Genomic DNA, 22,538 nt, shown 5'->3' with positions numbered 1-22,538 from the left:
ATTTTGTTAGTTTAGTGATTTTCATTTAAAAACTTACTTTTGGGTCAGCCTCTTCTTATGCAATTTTATCCATAATTAATATTAACAAATATGTTTTATTCTTTTTTATCATCTTTTTTGAATAAAAATACGTTTTTATAGTCATATTACTCAAAATGTAATTTTTAACATATATATTTAACTATATTACAATGTTTATTATATTATAATAGAAAAACGCACATTTTGTGCGTTTTTTATGTACTTTTAGTTATATATATTATTATATAACGTATATATAACATTAAATATAGAATGGGGTAAGGGGATATGAAAAAGCAAAAAGGATTAAAGGTGTATACTTTAGGATTTTCTAAAATTACTGATAAAAATAATAATGTGATAAAGTTAAAAAACCAAAGAGTTTATGATTTACTTTTTTATTTATTTCATCATTATGGACATCCAGTTAGCCGTGATCAGTTAATGTATGATCTTTTTCCGCATTTAGACATAGAAGAAGCAAAAACAAGTTTTCATACAGTATTGTATCAACTAAGAAAAGACCTATCAGAATATGGTATGAAAGATATTATTAAGTATGAGAGTGGAGGATATATTTTAAACACTCAAGTAAATAGTGATCTAGATTCTCTAAGGGTCATTTTACATAAAGAACAAACAGATCAGACAGTCATTGATTTATTAGAAATATATAAAGGACAATATTTTGAATCTAATTACTATCCATGGGCATTGCAAAAGCAACAGGAGATCCATTCTAATATTATCTATTGGTTATCTATAGGTTTAGATAATTTTGCGTTTTCGACGCTTGTTATTAATAGGATTTTAGCAACTTTTAGAGAAGACTGTTTAGGTAGTTGTGAGATGCTTCATAGAATTATTTTAAATTTTAATGACACGAAAGACCTATTTCAAATAAAAAAATTGTTAATAGAAACTGAAAAATATTGGAAAAATGAATTAGATATAAAATTTCCACAAGAAGAATTTGAAATGTATCTACATGTAATATAAGTAAAGCTTTAAAAATGAGGCTGACGCAAAGGTCTTAAAATAGAAAAATCCCATGAAATCAGTTTATTAATACACTGACTTCATGGGATTTCTATTTTGTTAGTTTAGTAATTTTTATTAAAAAAGTTACTTTTGTGTCAGTCTCATTTTTTTCTACATGTATAAAAAATGAGTTTTTTTATTAAAAAAACTTGATTTTGATTAATTTTTATTAGTGAATTTATTGTAAACCTATTTGTTATAACTGTCTCCGGAGGGGAAACATGAAATTAGACAAGTGTAGGGGTGATGGTTTTGAATATTTAAAGCAACAATTTTGACGAATAAATGAAAGAATTAAAAATTGGAGGAAATATGATAAAAATGAAAAAAATTGAAATAATAAAAAAGATGAATAATATACTACTGATCTTTGTATTGTCAGTATCTAATATAGTGGGATTATTTACTATCAATGTAGAAGCTGAAGGACTACCAATGGAAATTACTTCATTGGAGGTAACACCTAGTAATATAGATTATGGTCGTGATTTTTCTATAGAAGGAACATTTGGAGGAGATGGGTATACTGTTTATCCAGGTCAAGTTGTGAATATTCCAATTTCTACAAATGGAGTATTGGTAACATTACCTAACAATACTGAAAAAATTTATCAAGAAGGTGTTCATATTGCAAATGTATCCTTTAGTAGTCAAGGAATTAACATAGAGTTTACAGAAGATGCCTCGCATTTAGAAAATGTAAAGGGTAAGTTTAGTGTGATGGGACAAGGTCATAACACTAATACAGATGAGACTAATACTGGCACTATTACAATTGGACAAGGTAAACATTATGAAAAAAATATTAATGTTTTATACACTCACAGTGATTCAGGAGTTGAAACTGATAATGTGTATAGTAAACAAGGTATTTCTTATGCTGGAGACCCGCAACATGCTACTTGGGTATTTACGTTAAATGCAGCAAAAAAATCTAGTGGTGGAAGTGTCTATTATGTTATAAATGATAATTTAAATAACACAATGACTTGGGATATCGAAAAAAACAAAGCTGAGATTTATGCAGTTAATGTTGAATATTTTGATGGAAATAATCAGTGGATGACGCTAGATCAAGCAGCATCACAAGGTATCAATGTAAATTTTAAAAATGATAAAGAAATAGAGATAACTGCGTCAGGTAATATTCTTGAAGGAACTAAAGTAGCGATTAATTTAAAAGCAAGATTGACTCAAGAAGTATTAGATGATGACAAGATAAAATTTGTTGAAAATAGTTCTTCTGTAAAAATACATGGAGTAAATGAGTCTGAGTGGCCAGTTTCAGAGGATGATCTACATGCTCAAACAACTGTATATCATAGTGGAGCTAGTGGTGAGGGGACAATAAGAGGGACTTTAAGTGTTGTGAAATATGAAAAAGGAACAACTCATCCTATTCCTAATGTTAAATTTAAAATAGAAAGAGTCGATGGAAAAGAGATAAATATCTTATCTAGCGTACAAAATGCAAACAATTATATTTTAAGTGAAGACAATAGATTTATTGTAGCACATACAGATAATGAAGGGAAAATCAATATCAAAGGCCTTTCCCCTTCAAAATATATAATTACTGAAATTGATGCACCATCTTATATTAAATTTGAAAAAGATAATCCATTGTCTACTGAGTTTATAATAAATAAAGAAAATACAGTAATTAATCAAGTATTTGAAAATGAAGTTAAATCAATCGATGTTGAAGTTCAAAAAATTTGGAGTGGGGGGGAGGAACTTAATAGACCATCTGTTTATTTTCAACTCATAAAAAATGGGGAGAAAGTTGGTGATATAAAACAATTAGAATCTGATAAAATAGTTTGGACGCATCTCCCAGAATATGAAAATGGTCAAAAAATTAATTATACAGTCGAAGAAGTAAATGAAGATGGGTCACCTTGGAAAGCTTCTGGTTATACCAAAGGACAAGTTGAAGGTAGTATGGAGCAAGGATTTAAAGTCATTAATAAATCAGAGCCCAGATCAGGCTCGGTAATCTTGTCGGCGAAGAAAAGTTTAAGTGGACGCGATTTAGTGGATGGCGAGTTCACGTTTGAGTTACGCGATCATGACGGAAAAGTATTGCAACGTCAAACGAACCAAGCGGGTCAAGTCAACTTTGACGAAATCAGTTACGATAAAGCCGAAACATACACATACAGCATTCACGAAGTAAAAGGGAACGCACCAGGTGTAACGTATGATAGTAAAGCATTAAACGTGACGGTAAATGTGACAGATAAAGCGGGCCAATTAGAAGCGGAAGCATTATATGACGGCGGAGCAGAATTTAAAAATAGTTACACACCATCAAGTGGTTCGGTTGTCTTGTCGGCGAAGAAAAGTTTAAATGGGCGTGATTTAGTGGATGGTGAGTTCACGTTTGAGTTACGCGATCATGACGGAAAAGTATTGCAACGTCAAACGAACCAAGCGGGTCAAGTCAACTTTGACGAAATCAGTTACGATAAAGCCGGAACATACACGTATAGTATTCACGAAGTAAAAGGGAACGCACCATGTGTAACGTATGATAGTAAAGTATTAAATGTGACGGTAAATGTGACAGACAAAGCGGGCCAATTAGAAGCGGAAGCATTATATGACGGCGGAGCAGAATTTAAAAATAGTTACACACCATCAAGTGGTTCGGTTGTCTTGTCGGCGAAGAAAAGTTTAAGTGGACGCGATTTAGTGGATGGCGAGTTCACGTTTGAGTTACGCGATCATGACGGAAAAGTATTGCAACGTCAAACGAACCAAGCGGGTCAAGTCAACTTTGACGAAATCAGTTACGATAAAGCCGGAACATACACATACAGCATTCACGAAGTAAAGGGGAACGCACCAGGTGTAACGTATGATAGTAAAGCATTAAATGTAACGGTAAATGTGACAGACAAAGCGGGTCAATTAGAAGCGGAAGCATTATATGACGGTGACATAGAATTCAAGAATATTTATGACAAACCAAGTAACAAACCAAATAACAAACCAAGCAACAAACCAAGTAACAAACCAAGCAACAAACCAAGTAACAAACCAAGTAATGCTAAGAATGAATTTTTACCTCAAACAGGTGAAAGTTATACAAATTATAATAGTCTAGTTGAGTTAATTCTATTATCAATTGTAATGCTATTTTGGTTGAATAGAAAAAAAAGTAAATAACGATTAATATAATTTTATAAAGTGTCTACATTATTAAAAAATAAACGAGAGATATAGAGTGCACCCCAAAAATCTTAAAATAGAAAAATCCCATGAAATCAGTTTATTAAAACACTGACTTCATGGGATTTCTATTTTGTTAGTTTAGTGATTTTCATTTAAAACCTTACTTTTGGGTCAGCCTCTTTTTTTATTTATGAAAAGGTCTATCAAACTATAGAAAAATAGAGTAAAATTATTATCAATAATTGTTCACATAACGTATTGAAAAGGAGTGTTGTGTATTATGTTAATGGACTTAACTGTTAAACCGGGCCCACAATTTTATAGATATCATAAAGGAGCAATTGATTATGTCTCAGATGTTTTAAAAAATTTTCAAGCAAAGAATATTTTAATTGTTCATGGTGATATATCTTATAGAAAAGCAAAATCTAAATTAACTTTTTTAGAAGATAAAAACTTTAAATTTTTTTATCACCAGTACACTGGCGAGTGTAGTTATTATGGGGCGAGGCAAGTAATAGATGCAGTGAAGAGGGATGACATTGACTTCATTATCGGTATTGGTGGTGGAAAGTTGATGGATTTAGTTGGTTTTTCTGCTTATAAATCTAATGTGAACTTTGGAGTTATTCCAACACTAGCGAGTAATTGTGCTCCGTGGACTGCTTTGTCAGTGATGTATAAAGAAAGTGGTGAATCTGAGGGAATAATAGAATATTATTATCGCCAAGCTAGTTTTTTTATAACAGATCCAGAATTAGTCATTGATTCACCTATTGACTTTTTTATCGCAGGGTTGGCAGATACACTTGCGAAGTGGTATGAAACTATTACTATTTTAGAAGAAGAAAAATATACGAAAGAACCGTTTTTAAATATTGCTAAACATGTATCAACTTTATGTAAAGATGAAATAATGGAAAATAGTAATAAAGCGATTGAAGACATGAAAAATCAAATTGTTTCTGATGAGTTTGTCCGTTTGTCTGAAATCGTGTTTGCTGTAGCAGGAGTAGTTGGAGGGTTTGGAGATAGATATGCGAGAACGGCTGCAGCTCATGCTATACATGATGCAATAAGTCAGTATATTGTTGAAAGTCATAACTATTTACATGGTGAAAAAGTGGCATACGGTATACTATATCAATTATCTTTAGAACAAAATTGGCAGGAAATTGATTATTTATTACCTTTTTATCAGGAAATGGATTTTCCCTTAAGTTTAACGAAAATGGATTTGTTACCTAATGATGATGAAATTATTACAAACATAGTTGATACTATATATTCGATGGATGAGGTTCATTTACTACCTATTGAAATCACTAAAAATAAGTTAAAGCAAGCTATTTATGATTTAGAAAACTACGTAAATAAATAATAAAAACACGTTTAGCCAAAAATAGAAGGCTAAACGTGTTTTGGTTTTATAGTACTTTTTCTAAAAAGTCTTGTGTTCTTTCATTTTTTGGGTGTAAAAATATCTCATCAGGTGTCCCTTCTTCTTGAATGACTCCTTTGTCCATAAAAATGACACGATCGGCTACTTCCCGGGCAAAGCCCATTTCATGGGTGACGACGACCATCGTCATCCCTTCTTCGGCTAATGCATTCATCACGGCAAGAACTTCCCCAACCATCTCAGGGTCGAGGGCACTAGTAGGCTCATCAAACAACATCACATCTGGGTGCATGGCTAACGCTCGCGCAATCGCCACACGTTGTTGTTGGCCACCGGATAAGCTTTTAGGGTATTGATCGGCTTTATCACGTAACCCCACACGTTCAAGTAATGACAGTCCTTCTTTATCGGCTAATTCTTTGGACTCATTTTTCACTTTAATTGGGCTAATCGTTAAATTTTCTAACACGGTTTTATGAGGAAAGAGGTTAAAGTTTTGGAAGACCATGCCCATTTTTTGACGCAATTGATTGATATCTACTTTAGGATCAAGTAGATTTTGTCCTTCAAATTCGATGACACCACTAGTGGGCGTTTCAAGTAGGTTTAAACAACGTAAAAAAGTACTTTTTCCACTACCAGATGGACCGATGACGACCACCACTTCACCTGCGTGGATATTTAAGTTGATCCCTTTTAAGACCTCGTTATCACCGTAAGATTTTTTTAAGTCTTTAATATTAATCATGAGCACCAATTCTCCTTTCAGCAACACCTAGTAAACGAGAGAGTGTAAAGGTTAAAATAAAGTAAATAAATGACGCAATTAAAATGGGTAAGAAGGGTTTAAAACTTGCCCCACGCACCACTCCTGCTTGGAACATCAATTCAGATACCCCAATCACAGATACTACAGAAGATTCTTTAATGACAGTCACAAACTCGTTACCTAAGGCAGGTAATATATTCTTAATGGCTTGTGGCATAATAATATATCGCATGGCTTTTTTCTGACTCATCCCAAGTGATCGAGCGGCTTCTGCTTGTCCTTTGTCTACGGCATTAAGACCAGCACGAATGATTTCAGCGACGTAAGCACCACTATTTAGGGATAGCGCCACACAACTTGAAGCAAGCGCACTTAGGTTAACCCCAATCACGTTTAGTCCAAAGAAAACTAAAAAGATTTGAACAAGTAAAGGCGTACCACGAACGTATTCGATGTAGACCACTGCAATGCCTTTAAATAATTTATTTTTTGATAATTTCATCAAAGCAAGTAAGGTTCCTAACACACTCCCGCAAAGCACCCCAATGAAAGCTAAGAAAATAGTGTATCCTGTTCCTTTAATATAATATGGGGCATATTTTTTTAGAAAAGAAGTTTCGGGAAACATAAGAGGTGTAACTTTTTCTTTATACTGAATCATAAGTTTTTCATCATTAATTTCTTTAATTGATTGATTAATGTGACTTAATAAATCAGGTGAATTCTTAGGTAAGGCAATAGCTGTTTCTTTGTCAGAGTCATTAATTGTGATATTGGCAAACATCAGTGTTTTATCTTGTGTTAAATAGGCTCCAGCAACAGGTTCTTCAATCACTGCAGCATCAATTTTATTTTGTTGAAGTTGTAAAATAATGTCTGGAACATTTTGTAAAGAAACAGTATCAGCCTGTAACTCTTCATTAGCAAGTTCTTCCTGTTTGGTCTGGACTTGTGCGCCTACTTTTATTCCTTTTAGAGAGTTAAGTGACGTGTACTTATCTTTGTCACTTTTTCTAATCACGATTTTTTGTTGAACAGTCATATAAGAATCTGAAAAATCAACTTCTTTTAGCCTCTCGGGGGTAGGTGTCATCCCTGAAATAATGACATCGATTTTTCCGGTTTTTAGGGCACCGAGAAGTGCATCAAAACTATATTCTTCGATTTTTAATTTAACTCCCATATCTTTGGCAATTTTTTCAGCGATTAATATGTCTGTTCCAATAATTGTGTCTTTCCCGTCTACAGTTGCATGAAACTCGTAAGGGGCATAGAAAGCAGATAGACCAACAGTGATTTCTCCTTTATCTTTAATTTTTTGGAGATAAGGATCAACCGATTCTGCTCGAACATTTTTAGGAAAAAATAAAAACAAACTAAGTAATAGTAGCAGTAACATAATCCTATTTTTTTGGGTTAATTTTTCTTTCATATAATCACTCCTTTTGATTGAATGTATTATATTACTAAATAAATAAATATACAAACAAAAATGGATAATTGAATAAAAAAGACGAATATTCATTGTTTTTATGTTATTTATACAAAAAAATACCAAGAAGAAAACTTCTTGGTATGTAATCGATTATTATTTTTTTAAAGGAGTAAGAAGTCTTAAACCATTAAATAATACAACAAGTGTGCTGCCTTCATGTGCTAAAATACCAATTGGCAAGTCCATTCGACCAAATATATTTAAAACGACTAATAGGGCAACGACACACATCGAAAAGACAATATTTTGTTTAACCACTCTATCTAATTTTTTAGATACGCGATAAGCATAACCTAGTTTATCTAAGTCATTTTGCATTAAAACAACATCAGCTACATCAATAGCTACGTCAGTTCCATCTCCCATTGCTACACCAATATCAGATTTTACAAGAGCAGGAGCATCGTTAACACCATCTCCAATCATAGCAGTTAGTCCGTATTTTCCTTGAAGAGACGTAATGATTTGAGATTTGTTCTCAGGCAACACATTACCAGCCACTTCATCGATGTGTAACGTGCTTGCCACAGCACGACCAGTTCTTTCTGCATCACCTGTAATCATAGTAGTATGAATATGGTTTTCTTTAAAATAAGCGATAAGTTGTTGTGCCTTAGGGTTAGGTAAATCCATCATGGCAATTAGGCCAATGACTTTATCATCTTCAGAGAATAAAACAACTGTTTTTCCTTCTTCTGCATATTGTCTTTCAAACGATTCAATATCTGATGAAACATTTGTAAATTGTGAAGATTTACCAATTTTATATGTATGACCTTTGTATTTAGAAACTAATCCTTTACCAATTTGATTATCAATAGTCAACGGAATATCATTAACAATCTCGATTGATTCCACAATTGCATTTGCTAATGGGTGATTGGCTTGTTTTTCCATGGCAACAATTAAATCAGTGTAAAAAGTTTGTTCATTGTTAATGGAATCAACAAAATGCACATCAGTCACTTTAGGTTTTCCTTCAGTGAGTGTACCAGTTTTATCAAAAGCAATAGCTTTAATTTCTGAAAGGTTTGATAAGTATGAGCCACCTTTAAACAATACGCCACGTTTTGCTAGATTAGAAATAGCAGACAGTGTTGCTGGAATATCACTAGCTGCTAATGCACAAGGAGATGCAACAGTAAGGAATACCATCCCTTTATAGAAACTATCATACCAAGTCATATTAAAAAGTAGTGGTGTTAAAATAATATATAAGAATACTAAAACCATGACACCTGTCACGTATTTTGGTTCTAATCGTTTAATTTTTGTTGCGGTTTTTGATAAATTTGATTGTGATTGATTAACGAGTTGTAAAATTTTCGCAAACACAGTATCAGAACTATCTTTAGTTACAACCATAGTTATCGTTCCATCTCCATTAATTGTGCTACCAAATACATTATCACCAACCGTTTTTTCAGCTGGAATACTTTCCCCATTTATTGACGATTCATCAATAGAAGTATAACCAGAAAGGATTGTTCCATCAGTTGGTATTTGCTCACCATTCAACACTTTCAAGTGGTCACCTATTTTTAGGCTAGATACATCAACTGTTTTTGTTGATCCATCAGCTAATATTAATTTGGCATCAGTAGGGTTCATTTTCATTAAAGAAGTAATTTCTTTTTTACTTTTATTTTCAACATAATGTTCAAAAAAATGGGCAGCTGCAAATATTAAGATTAGTAAGGCACCTTCTGTATAATCACCGATGATAGCAGCTCCTATTGCTGCAAGTGACATCAACACATGGACATTTGGTGTAAATTTTTTTAGCCGTTTTGTTTCATTAAGGGTATCTTCAAAACCTTCCATCATAATATGGTACCCAGATAAGACAATGGTTGATAATGCCAAGATTGTTTTTGGGGCGCCTGTAGGTAAAACTAAGCTAATAACAAAAGTGGCTAAACCTGTAAAAAATAGTATGACAGGAAGATTGCCATGCTCATGTTCATGAGAATGATTACAGCTTTTATGGTTATGTTGAGTTGCTTGTTGTGATTGGGTCATTTTTCCATCTCCTTTTATATTGAAATATATTCATATGATTGATTATTCATATTTAAATTATATATCTTTGTTGGTAAAAAAGCAACTGAAACTTCAATATATTTCTATAAATAATTTTAGTGAAGTTAAAAAATTATGTAAGTGAAAAAACTTAATATTATGACATAGATAGATAGTGCGTCTCAATTTATTTTTAAGAAAAATGGTGTTATTATGAAAATGTAAATGTAGGGAGCGTGATAACCATAAAATTTACTAGGTTTTCAGTGGTTTCTTTAGACAAATTTGAGATAATTTTTATAGGAAACGTCTCAAGGTAAAGTAGTGTGTTGAATAATTGTATATTTTAAGGAGGAAAAACAATGGCTATAGGTGAAAAAATTAATAAAAAATAGTAGAATTAAAAAAAGAACAAGAAAGATTGGAAGAAAAACGCCTCTCTGAATTAGGAAATTCTATCAATTACATTGAAAATGAACTAAACATTCAACGTTGTGTTGCACAAATTGAGGTATTACAAGAAGTAATAGAAGAAATATAAAGTGAACAGTAAGAAGTTTATCTGAGAGTAACTTTTTAAGCAAAAATCACTTCACTGACAAAAAAGGAATCCCATGAAACCAATGTTTTATCAAATGGATGTCATGGGATTTTTTCTATTTTAAGACTTTTTGATAACCTTCTTCAGAATGAAAAGAAACGAGTTATTCAATTGAAAGTAATTGATTTATTTTTTTGTATTTATGATAACCATCTTGATTAGGTGTTATATAAATAAGCATGCTTATGTTTAGGTAAATGCATTGATCATAGTGCTTGCTATGACTACATTTATCTTTTTTAGTGCTTCTTTTTATTGGAGGCTATCTGTTTAGGTTCTCTATTATGGAGTCAATTACTTTAAATATTGGCTTTTCTCTTATATTTTTAATTCCATAGAGGTACTGAATTTAAGATGGGGTAGACCGTTAAAATAATCCTATTCATCTTTAACAAGTTGGTAAATAAAACTAAAACAGATATATTTATCAAGGTCACTTATAGGAAGTACCTTTGAACTGATGAATAACAAATTGTTTGATGATGCACAACATCTTTTTAGTGTTGTCTATTTTAATTTATAGTAATAAAAATCTAAAAAAGATAGTTATGTAGAATCTATTATGGTAAAATGAGAAAAAAATGAGAAACATTAGAAAGAAGGCTGGATTGTCATGGCATTAGATTGGAATAATTTAGGATTTGATTATATAAAAACTCCCTATCGTTACTTAGCTCATTATAAAGATGGAAAATGGTCTAAGGGGAAGTTAACAGAAGATAATGTACTACATATTAGCGAAGGTTCTATGGCACTTCATTATGGTCAACAATGTTTTGAAGGATTAAAAGCTTATCGTTGTAAGGATGGGTCTATTAATTTATTTAGAGTGGATGAAAATGCTAAACGAATGCAGGTGAGTGCTAATCGGTTAATGATGCCAGAGGTACCAGTAGATATGTTTATTGATGCAGTAAGACAAGTTGTCAAAGCTAATGAAGAATTTTGTCCACCATATGATAGTGGAGCAACACTTTATTTACGACCATTATTGATTGGTGTTGGTGATGCAATCGGTGTCGGACCAGCGCCAGAATACTTATTTACAGTATTTTGTACACCTGTAGGGCCTTATTTTAAAGGTGGTTTGAAACCAACAAATTTCATTATATCTGAATATGATAGAGCAGCACCTCATGGAACAGGAGCTGTTAAAGTTGGGGGAAATTATGCAGCAAGTTTATATCCAGGTAAAATTGCAAAAGATAGACATTTTTCAGATTGTATATACTTAGATCCTGCCACTCATACTAAAATTGAAGAAGTAGGATCAGCAAACTTTTTTGGTATCACAAAAGATAATGAATTCATTACACCTTATTCACCCTCTATTTTACCAAGCATCACAAAATATTCTTTACTTTATTTAGCTAAAGAAAGATTAGGATTGAAAACATCTGAAGGCAATGTGTATTTGGAAGATTTGGACGAGTTTAAAGAAGCAGGGGCATGTGGTACAGCAGCTGTTATTTCACCTATTGGGGGTATACAAATTGGAGATGACTTTCATGTGTTTTATTCTGAAACAGAAGTTGGTCCAGTAACGAAAAAATTATATGATGAACTAGTAGGAATACAATTTGGTGATGTTGAAGCACCTGAAGGTTGGATTACGAAAGTGTGATTTTTAAGGCGGAACGTTTTCTTGTTTCGCTTTTTTTATAAGAGTAGCTTTTTTGTAAAAAACGTTATTTTTTATTTTTGAAACCGTTGACAAAATATTTTTAATATCGTATATTATTTATATAAAAATAAAATAATCTTTTGAGATTATTAAGTACAGTTATGTTACTACTTCGAGTAGGCAGAACTCAGGATAGAAATGTCTTTTTGACATTACTTTTCTGAGTTCTTTTATTTTTTAGGAGGGGCTTCAATGAAAATAAAAAAAATAATCAATAATAATACAGCTATTGTAATCAAGGGAGGACATGAATCAATAGTATTTTCTACCGGTATCTCTTTTAAAAAAAAGAAAGGAGAGACGATTAACACGAATGAGATAGAGAAAATTTATGTCTTAGATTCTACAGAAAGATTAGAACATTTTAGTTATCTGTTATCTAAAACATCCGATGAAGTGATAGTGCTTATTAATAATATTGTAAAAATGGCCGAAAAAAATCTTAATTGTGACATGAATGATTATCTTTACTTAACATTATTAGATCATATTTCTTTTGCTTTTGAGAGAATAAAAAAAGGGCAATTCATTGTTAATCCATTAAAATGGGAAGTTAAAAAATTCTATCCACAGTATTATGACATTGGACTAGAAGCTGTCTCTGCAATGAATAAATCTTTTGGGATTGAATTTTCAGAAGATGAAGCAATTTCAATTGCACTACACTTTATTAATGCTCAAGAGGAAAAGACATACTTAAATGAAAAAATAGATGAAATCGAAACATTAACAGATGTTTTAAACATTATCAAATATCATTTTAATATTGTTTTTGACGAAGAAAGTATTAATTACATTCGCTTGGTTACACATTTGCAATTTTTTATTAGTCGCTTAAACAATAAAGAAATGTATGAAGAAACCGATACACTAAATTTATATGAGCAGGTGAGAGCAGCCTATCCCTCTTCTTATTCAGTGATATCTAAAATTAAAGACTATACGTTATCAAAATATCAATATGAATTATCTAAAAGTGAGATGACGTATTTAATGATACATATAAATCGATTGATAGAAAGGAAAGATTAAAATGACATACAGAGGTTTTAATGAAAAAATTGTTAATCTAATTGGAGGTAAAGAAAATATAAAAGCAGTTGTTCACTGTATGACTAGACTTAGATTTACATTAGTTGATGAAGACAAGGCCGATACTGAAAAAATAAAAGCAGTGGATGGTGTTATTGATGTAGTGAATAACAATGTTGCATATCAAATTATTGTGGGAACTCATGTGAATGATGTTTATGTAGATTTGATGGATTATTTAGGAATGAACAAAGATGATAATCAGTCGGTGGAGCCAGAAAAGAAAAAAGGAATTATTAAATCTATTTTAGATGTTGTTTCAGAGTCAATGACTCCTATCTTAGAACCAATTATTTGTGCTGGTTTATTAGCGGCATTATTGTCAATCATTTCGCTAGTTGGATTAGTATCTCCAGATAGCCCAACATATCAGATTTTTTCTGCTTTACAAACTGCTGTATTTTACTTTTTACCTGTACTAATGGCAATGAGCAGTGCTAAAAGACTGGGAGCAAGTCCATATTTAGCAGTTGCTTTAGCTGTAACCCTTGTTTCTGAGCAAATTAATGGTGTAGAGGGATTGGGAGTATTTGGTATTAATTTACCCCAAATAACTTATTCTAATAGTTTTATTCCAATTTTAATTGCTGTTTGGTTTATGGGGCGAGTAACAAAGTTCCTTAAAAAAGTGATTCCAAGTACATTGCATTATTTTTTAAATCCTTTATTGATCATGTTAATTACTTTGCCGGCAACATTGTTAGTGTTTGGACCAATTGGGTACTATATAGGTGAGGGGATTATCCAATTCTTTAATTTGTTAATGGAGTATGTTGGTAGTTGGTTTGTTATGATGCTATATTCTGCGTTGCAACCTTTCATTATTATGTTAGGAGCAGGAAATTTTATCATGCCAGTAGTCGCTACTTTAATTTCAGCTAATGGATTTGACCCAGCTTTTATATCATCTGCTACTATTTCAGATATTGCAGTTGGTGGAGCGATGCTAGGATATTTTTTAAGAGCGAAAAAAACACAGCAAAAACAATTGTTTGGGACTGTGACAGTATCAGCAATATTAGGTGTTACAGAGCCCGCAATTTATGGTGTATTTTTAAAATTCAGAAGACCATTTATCGCAGTTATGATTGGTGGTGGACTAGGAGGTCTGTTTGCGGGATTGACTGGTGTAAAGGCATACTCAGTTGCATGGGGACTAATGGGATTACCTTCTTACATCGGGGAGAATGGGGATTTTAAAAACTTTTGGTTTATGATTATAGCGGTAGTTATAAGCTTTGTTGTATCGACAGTTGCTGCCTATTTGTTAGGAATACCATCAGAAAAAGAAGAGAATGAAATAAAAGAATCAAATAAAGCAGATAAGACAAACACCACGTTAGAAAGTATTCAAGTTGTTTCAGTAGCTAGTGGAGCCACTGTTAAGCTAGCAGATGTTTCTGATAAAGCTTTTTCATCTGAAGCAATGGGTAAAGGTGTAGGAATTATCTCCAATGCGAATGATATATTTTCACCTGTTGATGGGACGATTGAAGTGTTGTTTCCAACTAAACATGCTATTGGAATAAAAAGCGATGAAGGTGTAGAGATTTTAATTCATATAGGGATAGATACAGTTCAATTAGATGGAAAGTATTTTGACATGATTATCAATTCTGGGGATACCGTAAACAAGGGGCAAAAATTAGGTACAGTTGATTTTGAAGGACTGAAAAAAGAAGGATATGATCCTACAATTATGTGTATTATTACTAATACGAATGACTATTTAGATGTTATTCCAACGAATAAAGAAATGATTTCTTACGATGAAGGATTATTAAATATTGTAGTTAAATAAGGAGGATATTATGAATAATAATGACAATTTTTTATGGGGTGGCAGTATTGCAGCTCATCAAACTGAGGGTGCTTGGAATGAAGATGGAAAAGGTATAGGCATTATGGATTTAGTAACGGTTGGTTCATATGAAACACCTCGCCAAATTGATAGTGAATTAAATAAAGATAATCGTTATCCATCTCATGTAGGAATAGACTTTTACCATAGATATAAAGAAGATATTTCTTTATTTAAAGAAATGGGGTTTAAGGCACTACGTGTGTCGGTTGATTGGTCTAGAATTTATCCAAATGGTGATGATATGGAACCAAATCAAAAAGGATTGGATTTTTATGAGTCAGTGATTGATGAATTGATAAATAATAATATCGAACCAATTGTGACATTGTATCATTTTGAAATGCCAATTAATTTAGTGAAAAAATACAGTTCTTGGACCAATAGAAAAGTGGTCGATTTTTACATCAGATTTTGTGAAACGATGTTTACAGCCTTAAAAGGAAAAGTAAAATATTGGGTGACTTTCAATGAAATGAATCATATTGACCCTCAAACAGAAGCCAGTGATATTTTTACATACATCATTGCAGGATTAAAATATTCAGATATAGAGAACAAAGCACAGACATTGGCAACTATAGGATACAATATGACAGTGGCAAGTTGTTTAGCTGTTATGAAAGGTCATGAAATTGATAAAACAAATCAGATAGGTTGTGTTTTTGGCATCGAGCCAGTCTATCCGCGTGATTGTAATCCAGAAAATATAATGAATGCATTTAAACAAATGGATCGTGATTTTTATCAAATAGATGCTATGTGTGATGGTTCTTTCCCAGTGTATAAATTAAGAGAATATGAAGAATTAGATATCCATATAGAGCTATCTAAAGAAGACGTCGAAGCTTTTGAGAAGGGGACAATTGATTTTATAGGAATGAACTATTATGCTTCATCTGTTGCAGAATACAAAGGTGCAGCTGACGAAAAGAGTGCATTATTTGGAGGACTTCAAAACCCATATTTAGAAACAAGTAAGTGGGGATGGACAATCGATCCAATTGGTATTAGATATTTATTAAATTATACTTATCGTCGCTATAAAAAACCGATTATTATTACTGAAAATGGTTTGGGAGCAGTAGATGTAGTAGAGAATAATGGGGGAATTAATGACGATTATAGAATAGATTATTTAAAAAAACATATATCGGAAATAAAAAAAGCTGTGGAAGTAGATAAAGTAGAATGTTTTGGCTATTTAATGTGGGGTCCAATCGATCTAGTTAGTGCTACCACAGGTCAAATGAGTAAACGATATGGTTTTATACATGTCGATTTAGATGATAATGGAAAAGGTACGCTTGATCGGACTAAGAAGAAATCTTTTAACTGGTATAAAGAATTGATAAAAACAAATGCTAAAAATATTTAATTAAAAAAACATTAAAATTTGGTGTTGACATTGTTAAGATATTCAGGTAAATTATAGTCACAAGATAAATAACGTTCTGTTTGATTAGGAAAGTACACTTTGATGCTTTTTAGAGAGACTCTGTTTGGTGAAAAGAGTTAAGTTCAGATGAGTGGAAAATGGCCTATGAGGAAAGAATATCGATAAGTAGGTATTCTCGGAGATAGTTTCACCGTTAAAAGAAACGCCGATAGAAGTTTTGTCGGGCTAAGGGAAGAAAGAATTCTTCTAAACAAAGGTGGTAACACGATGATTCGTCCTTTGATACATATTTTATGTATCAAAGGACTTTTTTTATATTTTTTTACGATGATATGGTAAGTAAGCTAAATGCATTTTATACAGAGAACCTCGTATAAGCTGAGAAGAGGAAAGATGATTTATCTGAAAATGGCCATTGAGTAATTTGAGTTCGAGCAGGATAAGTGTAAGAATTCAACGAGCGCAACCGTTAACTTGCTAGAGTATGATAGTACTTGATAAGGATTAATTTGTGAAAATTAATCAAATTAGAGGTGGTAACACGCACAAGCGTCCTCAAGAAAACAAATGACAGGGTTTGTTTTCTTGAGGACGTTTTTTATTATTAAATTGGAGGGCAAAAAATGATTGAATTAAAAAATATATCAGTAACATTTCATCAACCGGATAGAGAAATTCATGCTGTAAGAGATGTTGATTTAACGATTGATAAGGGAGATATCTATGGCATAGTTGGTTTTTCCGGTGCTGGTAAAAGTACGCTGGTCAGAGTTATAAACTTATTGCAAAGACCTACATCAGGTGAAGTTATCATAAAGGGTGAAAACATAACTCATTTAAAAGGAAAAAATTTAAGACTAGAAAGACAAAAAATTGGGATGATTTTTCAACATTTTAATTTAATGGCAAGTAGAACTATTTTTGATAATGTGGATTTTTCATTAAAGTATTCCGGGAAATCTAAACAAGAAAGAAAAGAAAAAATAACCGAATTATTAGAATTAGTGGGATTATCTGACAAGCATGATGCGTATCCTAGTCAGCTATCTGGAGGTCAAAAGCAGCGTGTTGCTATCGCTAGAGCATTGGCAAATGATCCAGAAATACTTCTATGCGATGAAGCAACGAGTGCACTGGATCCTAAAACAACGTTGCAAATTTTATCATTGCTAAAAGAATTAAATAAACGTTTAAATTTGACTATAGTATTAATTACACATGAAATGCAAGTAGTCAAAGAAATTTGTAATAAGGTTGCCGTGATGGAAAATGGGGAGATAGTCGAAAAAGGAGATAGCGTGACATTATTTAGTCAAGCAGAAAAAGAGCTAACTCAAACGTTTATCAGAACGGCCTCTCATATCGACCAAGCTCTAGAAACGATAGTATCTAGTCAATCCTTTATAGACTCATCAGATAATGTGTGGTTAATAGAATTGTCTTATATAGGAAGTCAAACTAATGAAGCATTGATATCGCAACTTTATAGTCGATTTCAAGTATCAGCAAATATTTTGTATGGCAATGTAGAAATTATACAAGATGTTCCATTGGGAAGTTTGGTTGTCAGTTTAACTGGCGAATTAGAAAAACGTCAAGAAGCAATTAAATACTTAATAGCTGAGGGAGTAAAAATTACAATTATTCAAGCAAAAGAGACAATTGATGTGGAAGGAGTTAAGCATTATGCAAAGATTAATTGAGAAGTATCTACCAAACGTGAGTCAAATTCCAGATGAGTTTAAGCAAGCGACTCTTGAAACGTTATATATGTCATTTTGGACGGCTATTATTGCTGGGATATTGGGTTTAATATTTGGCGTTATATTAGTTGTGACAAGACCTGCTGGATTGTTAGAACAAAAATATGTTTATCATATTTTAGATAAGATAGTAAACGTGGTTCGTTCTATTCCATTTATTATTTTACTAGCTTTATTAAATGTTGTCACACGAGTCATTGCGGGAACAACAATCGGGGCGACTGCAGCATTGGTTCCTTTAGTAGCAGGAGTTGTCCCATTTTTTGCTAGACAAATTGAAGTCGCACTATTAGAAGTAGATTCTGGTGTGATTGAAGCAGCAGAAGCTATGGGTACAAGTCCGATAGGTATTATTTTTAGAGTCTATTTAAAAGAAGGACTACCGGGAATAGTAAGAGTATCAGCCTTAACAATTATTAATGTCATTGGTTTAACTGCTATGGCAGGTGCTGTTGGAGCAGGCGGTCTCGGTAACTTAGCTATTTCAAGAGGACACAATAGATTTCAAAGTGATGTAACATGGGCAGCTTTGATTATTATTTTATTAATCGTATTTATTTGTCAGGGAATTAGTAATTTTATTATAAAAAAAATAACTCATTAAATTAAAAGGGGAAATTAAAATGAAAAAAACTATTGGATATATTATCGGGATTTTAAGTGTATTATTAATTATTACTGGATGTGGATCAGGATCAAGTGATTCGTCTAAGGACTCATCAAGTGAAAAAAATAAAACAGTTAAGCTAGGTATTGTAGGCTCAGATACTGATGTGTGGGATAGCGTTAAAAAGAGATTAAAGGATGAAGGAATCAATTTAGAATATGTGAAATTTACTGATTACAGTCAACCGAATGTTGCACTTGATAATGGCGACATTGATTTAAATTCTTTCCAACACCAATATTTTTTAGATAATTTTAATGCAGAGCACGGAACAGATTTAGTATCAATTGGTAATACAGTAAATGCACCATTAGGAATTTATTCTGAAAAAATAAAAGATGTCAAAGAATTAAAAGATGGCGACACGGTGTCTATTCCAAATGATGTTACAAACGGTGGTAGGGCATTATTACTGCTTCAAACAGTAGGTTTAATTAAGGTAGACCCTGCTAAAAAACAGGCTCCAACTGTGAGTGATATTACAGAGAATAAATTAAATTTAAAAATTGAAGAATTAGATGCTTCCCAAACACCACGTTCACTACAAGATGTTGCAGCAGCAGTCATCAATAGTGGTGTAGCTGTTGATGCAGGGTATAGTCCTGTAAAAGATGCTATTTATTTAGAACCAGTGGATGAAACATCTAAACCATATGTCAATATTATTGTTGTTAGAAAAGAAGATGAAAATAATAAAACATATGCAAAAATTGTTGAAGCTTATCAAACAGAGGATACAAAAAAGGTAATAGAAGAAACATCTAAAGGATCAAGTATTCCAGCATGGGATACTTTTGGTAAAAAATAAGGCTATTTAAAGGAGAAAAGGACTATGACAAGAGCAAATCAATCAACTGTTATTAAAAATTATATCAAAAATCAATTACCGACATATAAAGAACTAGCATTGGACATCCATGCACATCCAGAAGTGAGTAATTATGAAGTTTACTCATCTGACGTGTTGATTAATCAACTAAGAGAAGAAGGCTTTGAGGTAAAAAAAGATGTAGCCGGACATCATACTGGATTTGATGCACGATATAAATCGGGTAAACCTGGCCCAACCTTAGCTTTTTTAGCAGAGTATGATGCACTTCCTGGCATTGGGCATGCATGTGGTCATAACTTGTTTGGAAATTATTCAGCATTGGCAGCGAGTGCATTGAAACAAGTGATTGATGAAGTTGGTGGAGAAATAAGAGTTTACGGAACGCCTGGAGAAGAAGGTGGAGAGAATGGATCTGCTAAAGGAAGTTTTGTAAGAGAGGGATTTTTTGATGATGTCGATGCTGCCCTTTGTGTTCATCCAGGGCATAAATATGGAAAAACAGCTTTAGGATTAGCAAATGATCCTGTTGATATTGAATTTTTTGGAGTGGCTTCTCATGCGGCTGCGGCACCTGAAAAAGGAATTAATGCGTTAGATGCAGTGATTCAAGTATTTAATGGGATAAACGGATTAAGGTTGCATCTGCCAAAGGATGTTAACATACATGGAATTATTACTAATGGTGGTGTAGCTGCAAATGTGGTCCCCGAATATGCTTCAGCAAGATTTTACTTAAGAGCTGCTAATCGTAAAACATTAGATGAGGTCTATCAAAAAGTTGAAAATATTATTAAGGGAGCATCCTTCTCGACTGGTGCAGACTATAAATTTGGCTTATTTCAAAATGGCGTGGATGATATCATTGTAACACCATCTTTTGATGATATTTTTGTTAGTCATTTTGATAAAATAGGCATTTCAGAAGAAGAAATTTATAATGGAGAACGTCAAAACTTAGGTTCATCAGATGTAGGAAATGTTAGCCAAGTCATTCCAACGATACAACCGACTGCTTCTATATCAGATGATTACATTGCAGGACATTCAGAAGAATTTAAAGCAGCTGCAAAAAGTGAAAAAGGATTAAATTCAATAGGAATAGCTGCCCAACTATTAGCAGAGACAGCACTTGATTTATTGTTGGATGAAGAACTGTTGAATAAAGTGAAAGAAGAACATCAAGAACAAAAATTAAAGGGGAATTAGTGAAAAAGGATGCGAAAATAAATTAAATGATGGTATAATGAAAAACGAACATAATTAAAGAAATATGAGGTTAATATTCATGAAAAATTATTTAGTGTTACAAACGGATTTTGGATTAGTCGATGGAGCAGTTAGCGCCATGTATGGTGTAGCACATATGGTTGGTGGAGATATAGCAATACACGATTTAACACATGATATTCCACCATACGACATTTGGGTAGCATCTTATCGCTTATATCAAACAGTGAAATACTGGCCTGAAGGAACGATTTTTGTTTCAGTTGTAGATCCAGGGGTAGGAAGCAATAGAAAAAGTATTATTGCTAAAACAATATCAGGGCATTACATCATTACACCTGACAATGGTTCATTAACACATATTTTACATTATGACGGTATTGAGGAAATACGTTTAATTAATGAAGTAGAATCAAGACTACCTCATTCAGAAGAAAGTCATACGTTTCACGGAAGAGATGTTTATGCTTATAATGGAGCTAGATTAGCTTCTAATCAAATTACCTTTGAAGAGTTAGGCGATATTGTAGAATCAACAGACATTGAAACATTAGAAATTATTGAATCAGTAGTAGATGATGGTATCATAAAAGGAAGCATTGATGTATTAGATGTACGCTTTGGTTCGTTATGGACCAATATTCCATCAGATTATTTAAAGACAGTTAATATTTCTAGAGGAGATAATTTACAAGTAACAATTTACCATAAAGAAAATAAAGTTTATCAAAATATTATGCAATTTACACGTTCTTTTGCAGATGTTAATGTAGGAGAACCACTTGTATATATTAATTCTTTAGTAAATATTGGTATAGCAGTTAATCAAGATTCTTTTTCAGATCTGTATAATATAGGAACTGGAATTGATTGGAAAGTTGAAATTAGAAAAGCACCAAAAATTATTTTTGATTAGGAGAAAAAAATGAAAAAAGAATTGACAGTAAAAGACATTGTAGCAGTTGGTATAGGGTCGGCAGTATTCGTTATACTATTTAAATTTATTGCCATACCATCGGGTATTCCAAATACAGAAATTCAAGTTGCTTATGGCTTTTTAGCATTGATGAGTACACTTTATGGACCAGTAGCAGGTTTTTTGATTGGTTTTATTGGTCATACAATAAAAGATTTTACAACATATGGTAGTGCATGGTGGTCTTGGATTATCTGTTCAGGTGTTTTAGGGTTTGCTTTAGGATGGGCAGGACGAAAAATTAATTTGAATACAGGTATTTTAAATAAAAGTGAAATGATACATTTTAATGTGTTACAAATAGTATTTAATGCTATTATATGGATAGGTTTAGCACCAACATTAGATGTATTGATTTATGCAGAACCTGCCAGCAAAGTTTATACACAAGGTGTTTTGAGTTTTATAGTGAATGCAGTATCTGTTGGTGTTGTTGGAACATTATTGATGAAAGCATATGCGGCTTCTAAAACAAAAAAAGGAAGCCTTACTAAGGATTAATAATA

At 32.5% G+C, this 22,538-nt stretch carries 16 protein-coding genes and 1 other annotated feature; of the genes, 13 read left to right on the top strand and 3 right to left on the bottom strand.

What is annotated here, in order from left to right; genetic code table 11:
- The first annotated feature begins 309 nt into the window (after nucleotides 1–309).
- The 3 genes from JNUCC83_RS07955 to JNUCC83_RS07945 all read left to right on the top strand — a co-directional run bounded on the left by JNUCC83_RS07955 (nucleotide 310) and on the right by JNUCC83_RS07945 (nucleotide 5,623).
- A complete protein-coding gene (locus JNUCC83_RS07955; protein WP_454459514.1) occupies nucleotides 310–1,020 on the top strand; it encodes a winged helix-turn-helix domain-containing protein in 711 nt (236 codons plus the stop codon).
- Nucleotides 1,021–1,374: 354 nt separating this feature from the next.
- Complete coding sequence (locus JNUCC83_RS07950) at nucleotides 1,375–4,236, top strand: Spy0128 family protein (RefSeq protein ID WP_454459513.1); 2,862 nt, start codon at nucleotides 1,375–1,377, stop codon at nucleotides 4,234–4,236.
- Between the two features lie 286 nt (nucleotides 4,237–4,522).
- Nucleotides 4,523–5,623 (top strand): iron-containing alcohol dehydrogenase family protein, encoded by a 1,101-nt coding sequence (locus tag JNUCC83_RS07945; protein WP_454459512.1) that lies wholly within the window; start codon nucleotides 4,523–4,525, stop codon nucleotides 5,621–5,623.
- A gap of 46 nt (nucleotides 5,624–5,669) precedes the next feature.
- Here the strand turns inward: JNUCC83_RS07945 and JNUCC83_RS07940 are convergent, their stop codons facing one another.
- The 3 genes from JNUCC83_RS07940 to JNUCC83_RS07930 all read right to left on the bottom strand — a co-directional run bounded on the left by JNUCC83_RS07940 (nucleotide 5,670) and on the right by JNUCC83_RS07930 (nucleotide 9,930).
- Complete coding sequence (locus tag JNUCC83_RS07940) at nucleotides 5,670–6,392, bottom strand: amino acid ABC transporter ATP-binding protein (protein ID WP_454459511.1); 723 nt, start codon at nucleotides 6,390–6,392, stop codon at nucleotides 5,670–5,672.
- Complete coding sequence (locus JNUCC83_RS07935; RefSeq protein WP_454459510.1) at nucleotides 6,385–7,845, bottom strand: ABC transporter substrate-binding protein/permease; 1,461 nt, start codon at nucleotides 7,843–7,845, stop codon at nucleotides 6,385–6,387. Before JNUCC83_RS07935 ends, JNUCC83_RS07940 begins: the two co-directional genes overlap by 8 nt.
- A gap of 156 nt (nucleotides 7,846–8,001) precedes the next feature.
- On the bottom strand, nucleotides 8,002–9,930 hold the full coding sequence (locus tag JNUCC83_RS07930; RefSeq protein ID WP_454459509.1) for a heavy metal translocating P-type ATPase: 1,929 nt from the start codon (nucleotides 9,928–9,930) through the stop codon (nucleotides 8,002–8,004).
- A 1,208-nt stretch (nucleotides 9,931–11,138) separates the two neighbouring features.
- Between JNUCC83_RS07930 and JNUCC83_RS07925 the strand changes: the two genes are divergently transcribed.
- The 10 genes from JNUCC83_RS07925 to JNUCC83_RS07880 all read left to right on the top strand — a co-directional run bounded on the left by JNUCC83_RS07925 (nucleotide 11,139) and on the right by JNUCC83_RS07880 (nucleotide 22,533).
- Entirely contained in the window at nucleotides 11,139–12,155 is a 1,017-nt protein-coding gene (locus tag JNUCC83_RS07925; protein WP_454461347.1) for a branched-chain amino acid aminotransferase, read from the top strand.
- Nucleotides 12,156–12,407: 252 nt separating this feature from the next.
- Nucleotides 12,408–13,247 carry a PRD domain-containing protein gene (locus JNUCC83_RS07920; protein ID WP_454459508.1) on the top strand — a complete coding sequence of 280 codons (840 nt, stop codon included), beginning with the start codon at nucleotides 12,408–12,410 and terminating at the stop codon, nucleotides 13,245–13,247.
- Between the two features lies 1 nt (nucleotide 13,248).
- Nucleotides 13,249–15,108 (top strand): beta-glucoside-specific PTS transporter subunit IIABC, encoded by a 1,860-nt coding sequence (locus JNUCC83_RS07915; protein ID WP_454459507.1) that lies wholly within the window; start codon nucleotides 13,249–13,251, stop codon nucleotides 15,106–15,108.
- A gap of 10 nt (nucleotides 15,109–15,118) precedes the next feature.
- Nucleotides 15,119–16,546: a glycoside hydrolase family 1 protein gene (locus JNUCC83_RS07910; RefSeq protein ID WP_454459506.1), complete on the top strand. Its 1,428-nt coding sequence runs from the start codon at nucleotides 15,119–15,121 to the stop codon at nucleotides 16,544–16,546.
- 69 nt (nucleotides 16,547–16,615) lie between these two features.
- Nucleotides 16,616–16,850, top strand: a binding site (T-box leader).
- A 340-nt stretch (nucleotides 16,851–17,190) separates the two neighbouring features.
- On the top strand, nucleotides 17,191–18,270 hold the full coding sequence (locus tag JNUCC83_RS07905) for a methionine ABC transporter ATP-binding protein (protein ID WP_454459505.1): 1,080 nt from the start codon (nucleotides 17,191–17,193) through the stop codon (nucleotides 18,268–18,270).
- A complete protein-coding gene (locus tag JNUCC83_RS07900) occupies nucleotides 18,254–18,934 on the top strand; it encodes a methionine ABC transporter permease (protein WP_454459504.1) in 681 nt (226 codons plus the stop codon). The genes JNUCC83_RS07905 and JNUCC83_RS07900 overlap by 17 nt, the downstream gene beginning before the upstream one ends.
- 19 nt (nucleotides 18,935–18,953) lie before the next feature.
- On the top strand, nucleotides 18,954–19,805 hold the full coding sequence (locus JNUCC83_RS07895; protein WP_454459503.1) for a MetQ/NlpA family ABC transporter substrate-binding protein: 852 nt from the start codon (nucleotides 18,954–18,956) through the stop codon (nucleotides 19,803–19,805).
- 24 nt (nucleotides 19,806–19,829) lie between these two features.
- On the top strand, nucleotides 19,830–21,035 hold the full coding sequence (locus JNUCC83_RS07890) for a M20 family metallopeptidase (RefSeq protein ID WP_454459502.1): 1,206 nt from the start codon (nucleotides 19,830–19,832) through the stop codon (nucleotides 21,033–21,035).
- 79 nt (nucleotides 21,036–21,114) lie between these two features.
- The gene (locus JNUCC83_RS07885; RefSeq protein WP_454459501.1) at nucleotides 21,115–21,972 is read left to right on the top strand and encodes an SAM hydrolase/SAM-dependent halogenase family protein; all 858 of its coding nucleotides are present in this window, start codon (nucleotides 21,115–21,117) and stop codon (nucleotides 21,970–21,972) included.
- A gap of 9 nt (nucleotides 21,973–21,981) precedes the next feature.
- Entirely contained in the window at nucleotides 21,982–22,533 is a 552-nt protein-coding gene (locus tag JNUCC83_RS07880) for an ECF-type riboflavin transporter substrate-binding protein (protein ID WP_454459500.1), read from the top strand.
- Nucleotides 22,534–22,538: the final 5 nt, after the last annotated feature.

The organism is Vagococcus sp. JNUCC 83 (assembly GCF_053667615.1).
Note: the sequence above shows the minus strand (reverse complement) of the source record. Positions and strands in the feature narration are given on the sequence as shown.

Coding starts and splice junctions, on each gene's coding strand:
- JNUCC83_RS07955 (WP_454459514.1), top strand. CDS start 310: ATGAAAAAGCAAAAAGGATTAAAGGTGTATACTTTAGGATTTTCTAAA.
- JNUCC83_RS07950 (WP_454459513.1), top strand. CDS start 1,375: ATGATAAAAATGAAAAAAATTGAAATAATAAAAAAGATGAATAATATA.
- JNUCC83_RS07945 (WP_454459512.1), top strand. CDS start 4,523: ATGTTAATGGACTTAACTGTTAAACCGGGCCCACAATTTTATAGATAT.
- JNUCC83_RS07940 (WP_454459511.1), bottom strand. CDS start 6,392: ATGATTAATATTAAAGACTTAAAAAAATCTTACGGTGATAACGAGGTC.
- JNUCC83_RS07935 (WP_454459510.1), bottom strand. CDS start 7,845: ATGAAAGAAAAATTAACCCAAAAAAATAGGATTATGTTACTGCTACTA.
- JNUCC83_RS07930 (WP_454459509.1), bottom strand. CDS start 9,930: ATGACCCAATCACAACAAGCAACTCAACATAACCATAAAAGCTGTAAT.
- JNUCC83_RS07920 (WP_454459508.1), top strand. CDS start 12,408: ATGAAAATAAAAAAAATAATCAATAATAATACAGCTATTGTAATCAAG.
- JNUCC83_RS07915 (WP_454459507.1), top strand. CDS start 13,249: ATGACATACAGAGGTTTTAATGAAAAAATTGTTAATCTAATTGGAGGT.
- JNUCC83_RS07910 (WP_454459506.1), top strand. CDS start 15,119: ATGAATAATAATGACAATTTTTTATGGGGTGGCAGTATTGCAGCTCAT.
- JNUCC83_RS07905 (WP_454459505.1), top strand. CDS start 17,191: ATGATTGAATTAAAAAATATATCAGTAACATTTCATCAACCGGATAGA.
- JNUCC83_RS07900 (WP_454459504.1), top strand. CDS start 18,254: ATGCAAAGATTAATTGAGAAGTATCTACCAAACGTGAGTCAAATTCCA.
- JNUCC83_RS07895 (WP_454459503.1), top strand. CDS start 18,954: ATGAAAAAAACTATTGGATATATTATCGGGATTTTAAGTGTATTATTA.
- JNUCC83_RS07890 (WP_454459502.1), top strand. CDS start 19,830: ATGACAAGAGCAAATCAATCAACTGTTATTAAAAATTATATCAAAAAT.
- JNUCC83_RS07885 (WP_454459501.1), top strand. CDS start 21,115: ATGAAAAATTATTTAGTGTTACAAACGGATTTTGGATTAGTCGATGGA.
- JNUCC83_RS07880 (WP_454459500.1), top strand. CDS start 21,982: ATGAAAAAAGAATTGACAGTAAAAGACATTGTAGCAGTTGGTATAGGG.